This is a genomic window from Haliea sp. (genome assembly GCF_041395985.1).
In the GTDB taxonomy this organism is placed as follows: Bacteria; Pseudomonadota; Gammaproteobacteria; order Pseudomonadales; family Halieaceae; genus Haliea.
Window position 1 is genome coordinate 137,051 of the sequence record NZ_JAWKZJ010000007.1, and the last position, 15,015, is coordinate 152,065.

At 63.1% G+C, this 15,015-nt stretch carries 12 protein-coding genes; 7 read left to right on the top strand and 5 right to left on the bottom strand.

Annotation, left to right across the window (positions count from 1 at the left end; all coding sequences use genetic code 11):
* The first annotated feature begins 182 nt into the window (after positions 1-182).
* The 4 genes from mpl to R3E49_RS13715 are packed head-to-tail and all read left to right on the top strand — an operon-like array spanning position 183 to position 5,002.
* The gene (gene mpl, locus R3E49_RS13700; RefSeq protein WP_371295627.1) at positions 183-1,511 is read left to right on the top strand and encodes a UDP-N-acetylmuramate:L-alanyl-gamma-D-glutamyl-meso-diaminopimelate ligase; all 1,329 of its coding nucleotides are present in this window, start codon (positions 183-185) and stop codon (positions 1,509-1,511) included.
* The gene (locus R3E49_RS13705; RefSeq protein WP_371295552.1) at positions 1,511-4,132 is read left to right on the top strand and encodes an RND family transporter; all 2,622 of its coding nucleotides are present in this window, start codon (positions 1,511-1,513) and stop codon (positions 4,130-4,132) included. The genes mpl and R3E49_RS13705 overlap by 1 nt, the downstream gene beginning before the upstream one ends.
* Positions 4,132-4,389: a YkgJ family cysteine cluster protein gene (locus R3E49_RS13710; RefSeq protein WP_371295553.1), complete on the top strand. Its 258-nt coding sequence runs from the start codon at positions 4,132-4,134 to the stop codon at positions 4,387-4,389. The genes R3E49_RS13705 and R3E49_RS13710 overlap by 1 nt, the downstream gene beginning before the upstream one ends.
* Before the next feature lie 13 nt (positions 4,390-4,402).
* Positions 4,403-5,002, top strand: a complete 600-nt coding sequence (locus tag R3E49_RS13715) for an LON peptidase substrate-binding domain-containing protein (protein WP_371295554.1) — start codon at positions 4,403-4,405, stop codon at positions 5,000-5,002.
* A gap of 16 nt (positions 5,003-5,018) precedes the next feature.
* On the opposite strand, the gene R3E49_RS13720 is transcribed toward R3E49_RS13715, so the two are convergent.
* From R3E49_RS13720 to R3E49_RS13740, 5 genes are all read right to left on the bottom strand, one after another.
* Positions 5,019-5,666, bottom strand: coding sequence for a tetratricopeptide repeat protein (locus R3E49_RS13720; protein WP_371295555.1), 648 nt, complete (start codon positions 5,664-5,666; stop codon positions 5,019-5,021).
* 56 nt (positions 5,667-5,722) lie between these two features.
* The gene (locus R3E49_RS13725; protein WP_371295556.1) at positions 5,723-7,408 is read right to left on the bottom strand and encodes an alkaline phosphatase; all 1,686 of its coding nucleotides are present in this window, start codon (positions 7,406-7,408) and stop codon (positions 5,723-5,725) included.
* Between the two features lie 64 nt (positions 7,409-7,472).
* Positions 7,473-9,827, bottom strand: a complete 2,355-nt coding sequence (locus R3E49_RS13730) for a TonB-dependent receptor domain-containing protein (RefSeq protein ID WP_371295557.1) — start codon at positions 9,825-9,827, stop codon at positions 7,473-7,475.
* A 150-nt stretch (positions 9,828-9,977) separates the two neighbouring features.
* Positions 9,978-10,928, bottom strand: coding sequence for a M56 family metallopeptidase (locus tag R3E49_RS13735; RefSeq protein WP_371295558.1), 951 nt, complete (start codon positions 10,926-10,928; stop codon positions 9,978-9,980).
* Positions 10,918-11,352: a BlaI/MecI/CopY family transcriptional regulator gene (locus R3E49_RS13740; protein ID WP_371295559.1), complete on the bottom strand. Its 435-nt coding sequence runs from the start codon at positions 11,350-11,352 to the stop codon at positions 10,918-10,920. The genes R3E49_RS13735 and R3E49_RS13740 overlap by 11 nt, the downstream gene beginning before the upstream one ends.
* Positions 11,353-11,422: 70 nt before the next feature.
* On the opposite strand from R3E49_RS13740, the gene R3E49_RS13745 reads away from it, so the two are divergent.
* The 3 genes from R3E49_RS13745 (at position 11,423) to R3E49_RS13755 (ending at position 14,994) form a co-directional block, all read left to right on the top strand.
* The gene (locus R3E49_RS13745; RefSeq protein ID WP_371295560.1) at positions 11,423-13,525 is read left to right on the top strand and encodes a TonB-dependent receptor; all 2,103 of its coding nucleotides are present in this window, start codon (positions 11,423-11,425) and stop codon (positions 13,523-13,525) included.
* Positions 13,526-13,618: 93 nt separating this feature from the next.
* On the top strand, positions 13,619-14,575 hold the full coding sequence (locus tag R3E49_RS13750) for an isopenicillin N synthase family dioxygenase (protein ID WP_371295561.1): 957 nt from the start codon (positions 13,619-13,621) through the stop codon (positions 14,573-14,575).
* Entirely contained in the window at positions 14,575-14,994 is a 420-nt protein-coding gene (locus R3E49_RS13755) for a hypothetical protein (protein WP_371295562.1), read from the top strand. The genes R3E49_RS13750 and R3E49_RS13755 overlap by 1 nt, the downstream gene beginning before the upstream one ends.
* Positions 14,995-15,015 lie beyond the last annotated feature (21 nt).

Consider the following 15,015-nt stretch of genomic DNA (forward strand, 5'->3'; position numbering starts at 1 on the left):
GGAAGTATCATTCTGGTCAGGTCGCGATGATACGGGAAACTGGCGCGCTTGTAGACCGTGGCTGTGACAGTTCCTGACGATGACTGCTGCGGCTGCCGGCTGCGTGCTAAACTGCGCCGCTTTAGAAACGGGAGCGGCGCTTGAGCGGGCACATTCATATTCTGGGTATTTGCGGCACGTTCATGGGTGGGATCGCCTTGTTGGCGCGGGAGCTCGGCTATCGGGTCACCGGTTCCGATGCCAACGTGTATCCGCCCATGAGCACACAATTGCAGGCCGCGGGTATTGAGCTCATGGAGGGCTACGCCCCCGAGCACCTGCAACCGGCGCCCGACACCGTTGTCGTCGGGAATGCGATGCGCCGCGGCAACCCTGCGGTCGAGTACCTGCTAAACGCAGGTCTGCCCTACACCTCGGGGCCGCAGTGGCTGGCGGAGCACGTGCTGCGGGGCAAATGGGTGCTGGCGGTATCCGGCACCCACGGCAAAACCACCACCAGCAGCCTGCTGGCCTGGATTCTCGAAGACGCCGGCCTGGCCCCGGGCTTTCTCATCGGCGGCGTACCGGCAAACTTCGGCCAGTCGGCGCGCGGCACTGCCGGCAATTTCTTTGTGGTAGAGGCGGATGAATACGACACCGCGTTCTTCGACAAGCGCTCCAAGTTCGTTCACTACCGGCCTCGCACGCTGACCATCAACAATCTCGAGTACGACCACGCCGATATCTTCCCCGACCTCGCGGCTATTCAGCGCCAGTTCCATCACCTGCTGCGCTGTGTGCCGGGTGAGGGGTTGGTGATTCACCCGCAGGGTGTGGGCGCGGTCGATGAGACCCTGGCAATGGGGTGTTGGACGCCGACCCAGGCGTTTGCCCTGAGCGGATCGCCGGACTGGGCGGCGACGCTGCTGGCGGCCGATGGATCCCGTTTCTCGGTGCGCGACCCGTCCGGGGCGACAGAGGAAATCGCCTGGGGGTTCCTTGGGCGACACAATGTCGAGAACGCGCTGGCGGCGCTGGCGGCGGCGCGTCATGTTGGTGTGCCGCTGCAGCAGGGCGCGCGGGCAGTAGCCGCATTTCGCGGCGTGAAACGCCGGCTGGAACTGCTCGGCGACGTGGGTGGCGTGATGGTCTACGACGATTTTGCCCACCACCCCACGGCGATTGCGACCACGCTGCAGGGGGTGCGGGCCAGCGCCACCGGGCGCGTGATTGCCGTGGTTGAACCGCGCTCGAATACCATGCGTATCGGTCAACACAGGGACGCCCTGGTCGCATGCACCCGCGATGCCGATGCCGTGTACTGGTTTCAGCCCCCGGGCATGGACTGGTCACTTGACGCCCTCGCTGCCGAAAGTCCCGTGCCCGCTGCGGTGTCCAGTGATGTGGGCGAACTGGCCAGGCGGGTGGCCCGGGACACGCGACCGGGTGACCGGGTGGTGATCATGAGTAACGGCGGCTTCGGTGGCATCCACCAGCTTCTCCTCGACGAATTAAAGGCGGCAACCTCCTGATGCGCTCACACTCTCTGCTTCACGCCTACGACGCGCTGGTTCTGCGCAGACCCTGGCTCTCCCTGGGCCTGGTGGCACTGCTGCTGGCGCTCAGCGCTTCCCAGCTGGGCAAAATCAAGCTCGATGCCTCCGCCGATTCTTTGATGTTGCAGGGCGATCCGGCACTGGATTTCTTTCGCGAGGTCTCCGCCGAGTACGGGGCGGAAGACTTCCTGCTGCTGACCTGGCAACCGGAGGCACCGCTGCTCAGCGACGCTTCGCTGGACCCGCTGCGGCGGATGGCGGACGAGTTGCGGGCACTGCCGCGCGTGTCCTCGGTGGTGACGGTGTGGGATGTGCCCCTGCTGGAGAGTCCGCCGGTCAGCCTCTCGGACATCACCTCGGGTGACCCCCTGCCCAGCCTCAACGACCCGGATGTGGACCGCGCGATGGCGCTGGAGGAGTTCACCACCAGCCCCATTTACGCCGAGTTGCTGGCCAGTCGCGCCGGGGACCTGACTGCGGTGCAGGTCAACCTGCAGCGCGACACGCGGTACTTTGACCTGTTGCAGCAGCGTGACGCCCTGCGTGCCAAGGCGGAGGCGGGCACCCTGAGCGCTGCCGAGCAGGAGGCCCTGCACGCCGTTGAAGTTGATTTCAAGGCGCATACGGCGCAAGCCCTTGAGCAGCAGAGCGAGCTGGTGCAGTCGGTGCGCACGATCGCCGACGGGTATCGGCAGCATGCCCGGATTTTCGTCGGCGGGGTGCCGATGATCACCGCGGACATGGTTAGTTTTGTGCGCAGCGACCTGGTGCTGTTCGGCAGCGCGATACTCGGGGTGATGCTGGTGGTGCTGGCGCTCATTTTCCGCCGCGTCCGCTGGACCGTGATTCCGCTGGCAACCTGTATCGCATCAGTGACCGTGATGCTGGGCCTGCTGGGTTGGCTGGACTGGCGCATGACGGTTATCTCGTCGAACTTCGTCGCCGTGTTGCTCATCATCAGCCTGGCGATTGCGATACACCTGGTGGTGCGCTATCGGGAGTTGCACGCGGAGGACCCGGAGGGGGATCTGCACGATCGCGTGCTGCAGACTGTGGCCCTGATGGCGGTGCCCTGCGTCTACACGGGTATCACCACCATCGTGGCGTTCATGTCGCTGGTGGTGTCCGGCATCCAGCCGGTGATCGACTTCGGCTGGATGATGACAGTGGGCATTCTGGTGGCCCTGTTCCTGGCTTTCGTTATGGTGCCCTGCCTGATCGAAGTGTGGCCCAAGGGGCGCCCGTTCCGTTTCCGTCAGGAGGGCGAGCCCCTGACCCTGCACTTTGCCCGGGCCACGGAGCACTTTGGCAGGACCATCCTGGTGGCCACTGCGGTGGTGATCGGCCTGACCGCCCTCGGCATCTCCCGCCTGCAGGTGGAGAACCGCTTCATCGATTATTTCAAGGAGACCACCGAGATCTACCAGGGTATGGAGCTGCTGGACTCCCGGCTCGGTGGCACCATTCCGCTGGATATCATTTTTTCCGGTCCGGAAGCGGGCGCCCCGCTGCCCGGCCTGGAGGATATGCAGCCGGCTCCCGAGCCGCCCGCGGAGGACGATCCGTTCCTCGATGACGAGATGGCAGATTTCGAGGTGGCCGGCGACCCGGGCGCGGACGAGTGGGGCGATGAGTTTGGCGGCGGCTTCGATGAGTTCAGCGGTGGCGGTGAAAGCTTCACCCCCAGCTACTGGTTCAGCCTCGAGGGCATGCGTGTGCTGGATGCCGCGCACCAGCATGTCGCCCGTCAGGAGGAGGCGGGCAAGGTGCTTTCCCTGTCCACCACCTTCGCGGTGGTCAAGGACCTGCTGGGAGAGGATATCGGCAGTGTGGAGCTGGCGCTGGTGCAGAAAAGCCTGCCAGCGGATGTTGCCGAACTGATGGTTGACCCCTACTTTTCTGAATCCAAGGAGCAGGCGCGGATTACGGTACGGGTGAAGGAAACCAGTGAGGAACTGCGTCGGGATGCCTTCCTGTCGCGCCTGCACAGCGAGCTGGTGGAGGTGACCGGCATGGCGCCGGAGCGCATCCGCTTCACCGGCATGCTGGTGCTCTACAACAACGTGTTACAAAGCCTGTTCAAGTCCCAGATTCTCACGCTGGGTGCGGTCTTTGTTGCCATCATGCTGATGTTCCTGCTGCTGTTCCGCTCCCTGTCCCTCGCCTTTATCGCCCTGGCGCCCAACATTGTGGCGGCCGGTATGGTGCTCGGTGTCATGGGGCTCGCTGGCATTCCGCTGGATATCATGACCATTACCATCGCCGCGATCGTGGTGGGCATCGGCGTTGACGACTGCATTCACTATGTACACAGGTTCCAGCGCGAGTTCCCGCTTGATCGTAACTACCTGGCAGCCATGTACCGGTGCCACCGAAGCATTGGCCGTGCCATGTACTACACCACGGTCACCGTGGTGATCGGCTTCTCAATGTTGACGCTGTCCAATTTCAACCCGAGCATCTATTTCGGGCTGCTGACGGTGCTGGCCATGACCGTCGCGGTGATTGGCGCACTGCTGCTGCTGCCGAAACTGATTCTGCTGATGCGCCCGCTGGGCCCCGAGGCCGACACAGCGCCGGTGCCGGGGGGCGGCTGATGCAGTGTCGAGCCGGCTGCGGCGCCTGCTGTGTGGCGCCCTCCATCGTCACCCCGTTTTTTGGCATGCCGCAGGGCAAGCCTGCGGGTGTGGCCTGTGTCCATCTCACGCCGGGGCGTCTCTGCGCGTTGTTCGGGGACCCGCGGCGGCCGGCCGTATGCAGCGCTTTTCAGGCCGACATCGCGGTGTGTGGTGACAGCCGTGCGGCCGCGCTGGCCAACCTGGAGCAGCTGGAAATCCTCAGCCGCCCTGACTGAACAGGAGTTCCTGATGTCCGCAACAGAACTGCCCCTCTTTCCGCTCTCCGCGGTGTTATTGCCCTACGGCAAAATGCCCCTGCAGATTTTCGAGCAGCGCTATCTGGACCTGATTCGCGACTGTATGAAGAGCGGGACCGGCTTTGGTGTGGTCTGGCTGCGCCGCGGCGAGGAGGTGGCGCCCAAGGGGTCCCGCCAGCAGTTGGGCGACCTCGGTACGCTGGCCCGTATCGTTGACTTCGACCAGCTGCCCAACGGCTTGCTCGGGGTGACGATTGAGGGGCGGGAGCGCTTTCACCTCAGTGGCACGCGGGTGGCCGCCAATGGCCTGGTGCTGGGTAACGTCGTGTTTGAGCCCATGCCGGAGCCGGCGGCACTTGATGAGGCCTGGCTGTCCCTGAGCGAAATTCTGGAGAACCTGAAGCAACATCCGCATGTGCGCCGGATGGGCCTGGAGATCGACTTCGAAGACGCCTGGCAGGTCGGTTATACCCTCGCCCAGCTGCTGCCGCTGGAGGAGTCGCTCAAATACGCGCTGCTCAACGCCGGCGATATCGAGGCGTTGATGGATCAGCTCGACCTGATCCTGAGCGATATCAGCGGCGAGGGTTGAGCGCCGCCGGCTCCTGTCAGTCCGCGGACAGCTTGCTGAGCAGGGCTTCAGCCTCGGCTTTGCGGGTGGCGTCGGCCGCGTCTCTGCCGGGGCGTGGCGCTGCGTTCAACACCCGCTGCAGGTGCGCCTTCGCGCGCTCGGTTTCGCCCTCGCTGACGAGGAATTCGGCGAGGAAGAAATTGCTGTCGATGCCCTCGGGGTTGGCCTCAAGGCCGGCTTCCAGGTACTTCAGGGCCTTTTTGCTGTTGCCAAAACCTACCGGCCAGCCGGGCACCCGGGCGTACAGCGTGCCCAGGCTGACCAGCGCAGCGCCTTCACTCACCGTCGGCTCAATAGCCACCGCGCGCTCAAAGTCGTCTCGCGCGGCCTTGGCGTAGCCCAGTGCGTCCAGACCACCGACAACACCGGCGAAAGATGAGCGCACGATGCCACACCAGGTGAGGGCCTGCGCGTCATCGGGCTGGGCCGCCAGCAGCGTGTCGCAGCGCTCCAGCAACTCGCCATAGGCCGCTTCCTGCTCCTGTGCGGCCAGCTCGAAATTGACATGCTCCCACTGTGTGCGCAGTGCAGCCACTTCCGCCTCAACCGAGCCAAGGCTCGGCAGGGCGGTGACAGAGAGTGCAAGGGTGCACAAAAGGGCGGTGCAGGATCGGAACAGTTTCATGGCAGAAGTCTCCGTTGTTGTTGTCGCAACTATACGGATAAAACCTTAGCTCAGTCTTAGCCTTCTTCGTGAACAGCATAGTGCAGATGCGGACCATCGTGGAGCACTGCCACGCTGCGCAGGGTCTGAGTCCTGTAGTCTCGGCTCAAAATATTGTCTACGCCGACGAAGTCGGCTCGAAGTTGCGCTTCAGTAACACGCACGCGGAGGTAACCGTTGCTGATGCCGTCAGTCCACTGAACCTCTGGGTTGCTGGTAATCAGACGACTGTCCATCAGGCGGGCTCCCTCTGTACCAAACTCCAGAAAGTCGCCGGGTGAGGTGATGCCCGTGGTCCCGAGTTCTACGCCCATCGGGTGCCCCTCGTCAGTGTGAAGTGTATTTTGCCAGAAGCTGTGACTGTCTCCTGTCAGCACTACCAGATCGCTGGCACCTGCATGGCGACAGCTCTGGTAAAACGCCTCTCGCGCTCTCGGGTAGCCGTCCCAGGGGTCCAGGTAAAGTGGCAGGCCGAGTTCGCCCAGCCGCTGGAAATACCTCGCACGCTGCAGGCTATCACTTGATACTCGCGCCTCGAGGTAGGCCATATCACTGTCCGAGAGCCTTGGTGAGGCCATCCTTGCCATGGGGATCTGGTTGCCGATCAGGCGCCATGGGCGTCCAGCCGCTACCGATTCGGCCAGTGCCCCCGCGGCGAAGGCTTGCATCTCCGCGGACAACATGTCCCGACCGGGTACGCCCACAATCTCACTGAGGAATCGCTCAGCAGCGGCCGGTGTCATCTCCCCCAGAGTCTCGATGTCGTAGTCGACCTGTTGCGAGCGGCCCGTATGCCGTGTCTCCAGGGTCACCAGCGACGCCAGGTTGCCGAAGCGGAAGTGCCGCCAGTAGGCTGCGGGGTCGTCATCTGGGCCGGGATCTCGCACGGGCATCCATTCATACCAGGCCTGCAGCGACACTTGGCGCCGCCTGTCCCAGCGTCCTTCCGTAGCAGGCTGGTGGTTCTCGGCTCCATCTCGCCAGGGATTATTGGTGGATTCGTGATCGTCCCAGAGTGGAATCAGTGGGTGCGCGGCGTGCATGACCTGCGACTGCGAGTCAGCCTTGTACTGCGCGTGCCGCAACCGGTAGTCCTCAAGAGAGACCATCTCGCGTGGAGGCACATGCTGGCGGCCCAGCTGTGCACCGATTCCCCCGCCGTAGCCGTCTGGGCCATATTCGTACAGATAGTCGCCAAGGTGCAGAACGAAGTCGATTGAGTCATCCCGTGCTATCGCTTCATAGGCGTTGAAATAGCCAAACGGGAGGTTGGAGCAGGAGGCGACCGCGAGTCCCAGCGCGTCCAGTGCGCCGCTGGCCAGGGTGCGCGTACGGCCTGTCGGTGATGAATGCTGGTTGAAATGAAAGCGGTAGTAGTAGAGGGCCCCGGGGGCCAGGTCACTGACAACCACTTTCACGGTGTAGTCGCGGTGCGGCCCGGTGGCGACGGTTCCGCTCCGCAGTATGCTGTCGAAATCAGGAGTTTGTGCCAGTTCCCACCGACATTCGGCAGACTGTATCGTGGTGGTCAGGCGTGTCCAGAGCACAACAGAGTTGTTTTCCGGGTCGCCGCTTGCAACGCCATGCCGGAAGGGGTTCCCTGGGTCGGCCGACACCACGGGTACACGCAGACCTGCGGGTAGCAGCAGGCTGGCGGAAAGCCCCGACAGCATCTGACGTCGAGTGAGTGGCAGGCGCTTCATTGGTATCTCCTTGCGTCAATAAAAAAAGCCGACCCGAAGGCCGGCAAGCACGCTTTCTAGGGTCTTAAAGGTCTACGGTCAATGAGGCGGATACAGTACGTGGGGCCCCTATCCATGCTCCCTCACCGGCGATGCCGCCGAGGTAGTCCTCATCAAAGGCATTATTGATCAGCAGCGTAACGCTCCAGTTGCCCCCACCATTCAGCGTGAGATAGGCGTCAACAGTCGTGTAACTATCAGCAACCCAGCTGTTGTCGAGGCGTATGGGGCGTTCACCCGTGTGCTTCCCACTGATGCCTGCAGCCAGTCTGTTGCCGGTCCAGTCCAGCGACAACACCAATTGCTGGTCGGGGATGCCGACCACATCGTTCCCTGGCTGAATGCCCAGGCCTGCGTCAACCGCGGCGTCCCCTGTGCCGACGTAGCTGGCATCGTTCAGGGTGAAGGCGCCGTACAGGGAAAGGCTGTCGCTGATCTGGAAGTCGGCTGTGAGCTCAAGGCCGTCCGATTCAATGCCGCCGGCATTGAAGTAGGTGCCGTTGGTGCCAATCAGATAGTCCGGCCCCGCAGCGCTTTCCGGGCTAAGAAAAATAATGCGGTTCTCGAAGTCGATCTGGAATGCCGTGGCACTCAGCAGCAAAGGCCCATTTCGGTAGCGCAGGCCGGCCTCCAGGTTCTCCGCGGTCTCGGGCTCAAGGGCGTCGAGGTCAGACTCGGGACGCTCCAGGATTTCGTCGTATATGGCCTTGAAATTCTCGGCATAGCCGGCGAACACTTCGAGTCCCTCTAAGGGCGTTTCCCAGAGCACGCCACCTGAAAACAGGATATCCGAATCAGAGTCCACTTTGACATCTGTGGTCTCGCCAAAGTTGTCCCGGCGCTCCAGGTCAACCAGGAACTGCTTGATGCCCAGGGTGAGTTGCAGCGATGCGATTTGCACGCTGTCTTCCGCGTACCATTTCAGGACCTCCTGCGGATAAGTGCGATCGTACTGCGTCCAGTAGGGCTGGTTGTCGAACTCGATACCCACACGCGCATCGGTAAGCTTCTGCCATGTGCGGGTTTCATCGCGCTGCTGATCTTCATACCAGAGACCGGCGCGTAGCGTGTTGTCGAGGCCACCGAGGTCCAAAGTCCAGTCGCCGTCGAGCATGAAACCGTACCGCTCCTTCTTGTAGTTGGTGTGGCGATAGGATTGCACCGGAATGGCGCCGGCGGCGTAACAGGCGGGATCGTACTCGGATCCTGCGCCACCGTAGGGGAAGGTAATGGAGGATGTGCACCCCGGACGCGGGCTCAGGGCGTTGCCGGCGCCGTCGACGAAGAAGATGCGTCCCAGCGCACTGCCGCCATTGATGCGGGCATTGCCCAGTACTTCTGATTGGGGACCGGCGCCATCGTTGACCACATCCACCAGGTAGGGAGGAATCCAGTCGCCGCGACCTTCGTTGTCATGGTAGTAGCCGCCGAATGCCAGGCGCAGGCCGCTGCTGATTTCCATGTTGGCCTTGATATAGGCCAGCATATTTTCGCGCAGTGTAGACCACCCCCGCCGGTAGACCTGGTCTACGTAGGGAACACCGGTCCAGATGTCTGTGAGTCGATCCCATTCGGGATTACTGATGAATTCATCGGGGCTAAACAGGCGCTGATAGTTGTCCTCGTGCGTATCATCGTAAGACGCATAAGCGGTGATATCAGTGTTTCCCAGCTCGATAATCATCTTGCCAGCCAGGTGATCCCGTTCGTTCTCTGCTGCTCCATTGACCCAGTCACTGGCACTTTGGTGAGAGGCAGAGAACCATGCACGAAGGCCATTCCTGAGACGACCGGTGTCTACACGCGCGTAGTAGCGTTCAGCGTCATACTCGCCGGCGGAGCCCTGAAAACGGACACGCGCCTCTTCCTCGGGGTCGTCTGATACAAAATCAATGGTGCCGCCCAGCGCATCGAGTGCGCGTGAGGCGATGTCTGCTGTGCCCTGGGAAACAGTCACGGTGCGCAGGTTGGCGGTATCCAGATAGCGGTTAGCCTTCGCGCCACCACCGTAGCTGCTGCCTCCATTGGGGATGCCATCCAGCGTTGTGCCGATCTGTTGTTCGTCAAGGCTGTTTTGGAAGCCGCGTACTGCAATGGTAGTAGACCAGTCGTCAAAGCCGTAGGCGTCGCCTTCCTGAATTGAAACACCAGGAAGGTTGTCGATAAGCGCGTTTACACTGGTCATTGGAGACTGCTGCATTTTCATGCTGTCTGTCACCATGTTGTTCCCGTAGTACTGGCTGCGAGCAACGACGGTGATTTCTTCCAGTGAGTTGTTGTCACCTTGCGCGCCTGCGGCGGCAGTGAATGAGAGGCCGCCGGTCAGCGCCAGGCGCACGAGAAGCACACTCGGACGACGAGAAAAATTCGGTTGATACATACCCTTCCCCAGTTCATTAAAACGTTGGTGTGAGGCGCGGCGTCAGGCTGGTGTATTTTTCGTGCAGCCCCTGTGCCGGCAACCAGCAATTTAGGGGTTGGATATGAACGCGCCGTGAAGCGGGGATGATGCTTTTGTGAAGCTAGTGAATTACGACAGAAGCTCAATGCAGGCGTGCGCCAGCGCTGTGCCTGCCCAGATTTGCAGCAGCCACAGTCCGGCGATGGCGAGTAGTACTTGAGGGGATGCTGTGTTTCGGGGAGCTGTCAGGAGCGCCTTGATACGTGATCGCGCCGCGCTAACGGAGCCTGTGGCGCCGCCCTCGCTGGCTGCCGAGGCCGGCAGTCCCTCCAGTCGGGCAATAACCCTTGCCACGAGATCGGCATCGCCACTGACATCGACTGCGGCCCAGTCGCAGGCCATCTCGGTGGCCGTGTGGTAGTCGCTGAGCAGCTGCTGCCGGCGGTTTTTGGGCCAGAGTACGGTGGCGATGGCAAGGCCTGCGCGGCGCAGGTTATCCCTGCGCCTTTGGTGTGCGTATTCATGTGCCAGCACAACTCGCAGCTCCCGGGCAGAAAGGGCGTCCAGCATGCTGCGGGAGACGTACACCTGTGGTCGCCACCATCCGACGCACCAGGCCCCGGGCGTCGGCCCGTCGATCACCTGGAAGCGTTGCGTGGCGGCGGCCCGTGACAGGGAAAACAGTGTTCTCAAGCGCCGCTGCACACGCCACGCCAGCAGCGCTACGGCGGCACACAGGGCCAGGGCAAGCCCGCCGGTCACCGCCGCCACGCCGACGCGCAGGGCAGGGTGTGCCTCCGACAGTGGTGGATGCGGCGCGCAGTTCAGGCCGTGGCAGTGTACGGGTATCAGTGGCGCCGAAAGTGCCGGATTAAGCACCAGCCAGGTCACTACGCTTGCCGCAATCGGTGGCAGCAGCCCCCACAGCAGGCGCAGGTCCGCCGCGTTGGCGGCGGAGACTGCTGCACTACGCCGTTGCAGCGGGGGGTAGAGCAGGGCGTGCGTGATCGATGAGAGCGCAAACACGCCGCACCAGATCAGCACCGCGTCCGCCACCGGGGGCAGCAGTTCAGTCATCATCTGCAGCGTTTCTGTCGCCGCCACGCAGTGCCGCAATCGCCGATGCGGTCGCGGCGTCGTCGTCGGCAACATAGCGGGCAAAGCCGGCTATCACGGGTAGCAGGTCGCCACCGGCGATATCCTGCGTGATGTCGCGCAGGAGAATACGGATCAGTTCCTCGCGGTCGATGGTGTGGCGGTAAACGAAGGCACGCGCCTCCTTCCTACGGCTCACCAAACCCTTGCGGTACAGCCGCTCCAGGGTGCTTTGCACGGTGCTCAGCCCGATGTCCGCGGCTGGCATGGCATCCAGAAGCTGCGTTGCCGACAGGCTTTTTCCGCGCCACAACAGGCTCATCACGGCCAGTTCGCGCTCCCCAAGGTGGGGTGCGCGACGCGGGCGAATGCCAAGGTGACGCAGCAGGCTGTGTTTCTGTTCGGTCATGAAAACCGACCTGTTATCGGTGTTGGTGGGGTGTGTTACACAATGCCACTGAAACAGGGAGGAGTGTAGCGTGATCGGGAACGTGACGGAATCAACAGGATGGCGGGGGCTGGCCGGGAGCGCTGTGCGGGCGGGCGCGCTGCCGGCGCTGCTGGTGGGCCTCAGTCCGGCTGCTGCGGGGCAGACACTGGAGACCGTGACCGTGGAGGGGCGGCGCGTCAGCCTGGTGGGTGAGGCGATAACGGCGTCGGAAGGCGTCATCGGCCGCCGGGAGATCGCCCTGCGGCCGCTGCTGCGCACGGGCGAGGTGCTGGAACTGGTGCCCGGCATGGTGGTCACGCAACACAGCGGCACGGGCAAGGCGAACCAGTATTTCCTGCGGGGTTTCAATCTTGACCATGGCACTGACTTTGCCACCTTCATCGACGGCATGCCGTTGAACCTGCGTTCCCACGGTCACGGCCAGGGTTATACGGATCTGAACCCGGTGATTCCCGAGGCGCTCGCCACGATTGCCTATAAAAAAGGCCCCTATTACGCGGACGTCGGCGACTTCAGTGGTGCCGGCAGTGCTGAAATGCGGACGGTGGACCGGGTGGACGATGGCCTTGCGGAAATCACCTGGGGCGAGGACGGCTACCAGCGGCTGGTACTGGTGGACAGCCAGCGCGCCGCCGGTGGTGACTGGCTGTATGCCCTGGAGGGCAATCGCTACGATGGCCCCTGGCGCGGCGTGGAAGAGGACCTGTCGCGTGTGAATCTATTACTGAAGCATTCGCGCGAGCTGGCCGGCGGCAGCCTGAGCCTGACGGCGATGGCCTATGACAACAGCTGGAACAGTGCCGACCAGATTCCGGCCCGGGCTGTCACCCAGGGCATCATTGATGACCTGGGTGTCATCGACGACACTGTCGGCGGTGAATCCAGCCGCTACAGCCTGAGCGCGGCCTGGCGCAGTGATGTCTGGCAGGCTGAGGCGTGGCTGGTGCGTTACGACCTGAACCTGTGGTCAAACTTTACCTATTTCCTCGATGACCCGGAGCGCGGCGACCAGTTTGAACAGGTCGACGAGCGTCTGCTGTACGGCGGTCGCCTGCGCTACAACCTTGTGACCACGCTTGCCGGGCTGCCCATGACGCAAACTTTCGGCGTCGAACTGCGCGTGGATGACATCGATGAGGTGGGCCTCTATCGCAGCGTTGCGCGACAGCGCACCGGGCCGGTGCGCAGCGATGCCGTGGAGGAGTCCAGCATTGGCTTGTTCTGGGAGCAAAAGCTGCAGTGGACCCCGCGCCTGCGCTCCGTCGTCGGGCTGCGTTATGATCACTTCGACTTTGACGTCAGCAGCGCCATCGACCGCAACATCAACGGCGTCGACCTCTCGGCGAATGGCGGTCGCGCCACCGATGACCTCTGGTCACTCAAGGGCAGTCTGATTTATAGCCTGAGCGACGACTGGGAGACCTATGTATCCGCCGGACAGGGCTTTCACTCCAATGATGCCCGAGGCACCACCGTCCGCATCGATCCCGCCGATGGCGCGGTCATTGATGCGGTTGACCCGTTGGTGCGCTCGCTGGGCTACGAAGCCGGTGTGCGAGGTTTCTGGCGCGAGCGCCTGAACACCTCGCTGGCGGTCTGGTACCTGGAGTTGGACAGTGAATTGCTGTTCGTGGGAGACGCAGGCAACACCGAAGCCAGCGGGCGTTCCGAGCGCAACGGGGTGGAAATCACTGCCTATTATGCTCTCTCAGAGGCCTGGACGCTGGACCTTGAATACGCCTGGACCGATGCGCGTTTCGCAGACGCGCCACGCGGAGAACGGGCCATTCCCGGCGCTGTCGAGCATGTTGCACAGGCGGGCATCAGCCTGGACGATGGTGAGGACTGGTTCGGCAGCCTGCGCCTGCGCTACTTCGGCGAGCGTCCGCTGGTGGAGGATGCGAGTGCCACATCCGATGCCACCTTCTCGGTCAATCTCGGGCTGGGTCGACACCTGGGTGACTGGACCCTGCGCGCCGATGTGCTGAACCTGCTGGATAGCGATGACCACGACATCGATTATTTCTACGCCTCACGACTGCCCGGGGAGGCAGAGGGTGGCGTCGAGGACCAGCATTACCACGTGCTGGAGCCGCGCACTGTGCGCTTGACCGCCGCCTATCGCTTCTAGCGGTCGGTGCGGCCGCGCTTTTACACGATCCCGCGTCCGGTTCTGGGGCATAATGCCGGTGTACCCAGCCGCTATTCGGGAGCCACGCCTGCGATGCCTTTGACCGATGTCCCCGTGATTGACCTCGCCGCCCCGCGCGCCACGGTTGTCGCCCAGCTGGCGCAGGCCGCCGCAGACCCGGGATTCTTCCAGGTGGTCAATAGCGGCCTGGACGCTGCGAGGATGGCCGATACCCTGGCCAGTGCGGCGGCCTTTTTCGCCTGTGACCCCGCGGTAAAGCGCGCTGTCTCACGCACGTTGGAGAATCCGTTCGGTTATTACGACCGGGAGCTCACCAAAAACCTGCGTGATCGCAAGGAGATTTTCGATTTCGCGCCAGGTGAAGACACGCCCTGGCCGGCGGAGATGCCCGGCCTGCGTCCTGCGCTGACGGTTTTCGCGGCGGAGTGTCACTCACTGGCACTGCGCCTCACGGCCCTGCTCTGTGAAGGGTTGGGTCAGGCCCCAGACAGCATGTTGCAGCAGCTTGCGCCGGACCACAGCAGCTTTCTGCGCCTGAACCATTACCCGGTCCACGACCTGCTGGCCGGGCAGGGCGTCCCTCCGGGTCCGCTCGGCATCAGTCCGCACACGGACGCCGGTGTGTTGACCGTGCTCCTGCAGGACAGTGTGGCCGGGCTGCAGATGCAGCAGAACGGTGCCTGGGTGGATGTGGCGCCAGTCGCGGACGCGCTGACGATCAATATCGGCGACATGCTGCAGGTGGCAGCCAACGACCGGTACCGGGCGCCGCTGCACCGGGTGCGTGCCAGTGAGGGTGAGTCGCGGCTGAGCATCGCCTACTTCCTCAACCCGGGCTATCACGCACTGATCGAGCCGCTGCCCGGCCTGCTGTCGACAGCCTCACCGCCCTGCTATCGCAGCATCCCGTGGCAGGAGTTTCGCGGGTTGCGTGCCCTCGGGGATTTCGGGGATTACGGTGAGGAAGTGCAGATCAGCCATTACCGGTGTGACGGGCCGACGGCCGTGACGGCAGCGGAATCAGCCTGATGGATACCTTCACCCGCCGCTATGTGATGTTACTGCTTGCCCTGCTGGCCGCCGTCGCGGTGGCCTGGTTGCTGAACCGTGACGGGCGCGTGGCCGAGATTAATGCGTGGCTCGCCGCAGACCCGGAGTTGGCGGCCTACCCCTATCAGTTTACCGTCCGGGACATTAACAACGGAGTGGCGTTTGTCAGCAGCCCGCGCTCGGCGCAGGTGCCGGTCATGCGCTTTCTGCACAGCGCCTTTCCCGCTCTGCAGGGCAAGGATGTGCAGCACCCGGACATGATGGCGGCCCAGGACAGGCTGGTGGCGGTGCAGTCGCGGGCGGCGGAGCTGGTGCAGACCCATCCGCAGGTTAATGCGGTGCGCTGGGTGCTGGACGAGCGCTGGTTTTCCGAGCGAGGTATCAGCGTGGCGCCGTGAGGCGCCTGCCCCGTCCGGGCG

Bases quoted from the DNA above. Each gene is read 5' to 3' on its own strand.
- mpl (WP_371295627.1), top strand. From the start codon at position 183: ATGGGTGGGATCGCCTTGTTGGCGCGGGAGCTCGGCTATCGGGTCACC.
- R3E49_RS13705 (WP_371295552.1), top strand. From the start codon at position 1,511: ATGCGCTCACACTCTCTGCTTCACGCCTACGACGCGCTGGTTCTGCGC.
- R3E49_RS13710 (WP_371295553.1), top strand. From the start codon at position 4,132: ATGCAGTGTCGAGCCGGCTGCGGCGCCTGCTGTGTGGCGCCCTCCATC.
- R3E49_RS13715 (WP_371295554.1), top strand. From the start codon at position 4,403: ATGTCCGCAACAGAACTGCCCCTCTTTCCGCTCTCCGCGGTGTTATTG.
- R3E49_RS13720 (WP_371295555.1), bottom strand. From the start codon at position 5,666: ATGAAACTGTTCCGATCCTGCACCGCCCTTTTGTGCACCCTTGCACTC.
- R3E49_RS13725 (WP_371295556.1), bottom strand. From the start codon at position 7,408: ATGAAGCGCCTGCCACTCACTCGACGTCAGATGCTGTCGGGGCTTTCC.
- R3E49_RS13730 (WP_371295557.1), bottom strand. From the start codon at position 9,827: ATGTATCAACCGAATTTTTCTCGTCGTCCGAGTGTGCTTCTCGTGCGC.
- R3E49_RS13735 (WP_371295558.1), bottom strand. From the start codon at position 10,928: ATGATGACTGAACTGCTGCCCCCGGTGGCGGACGCGGTGCTGATCTGG.
- R3E49_RS13740 (WP_371295559.1), bottom strand. From the start codon at position 11,352: ATGACCGAACAGAAACACAGCCTGCTGCGTCACCTTGGCATTCGCCCG.
- R3E49_RS13750 (WP_371295561.1), top strand. From the start codon at position 13,619: ATGCCTTTGACCGATGTCCCCGTGATTGACCTCGCCGCCCCGCGCGCC.
- R3E49_RS13755 (WP_371295562.1), top strand. From the start codon at position 14,575: ATGGATACCTTCACCCGCCGCTATGTGATGTTACTGCTTGCCCTGCTG.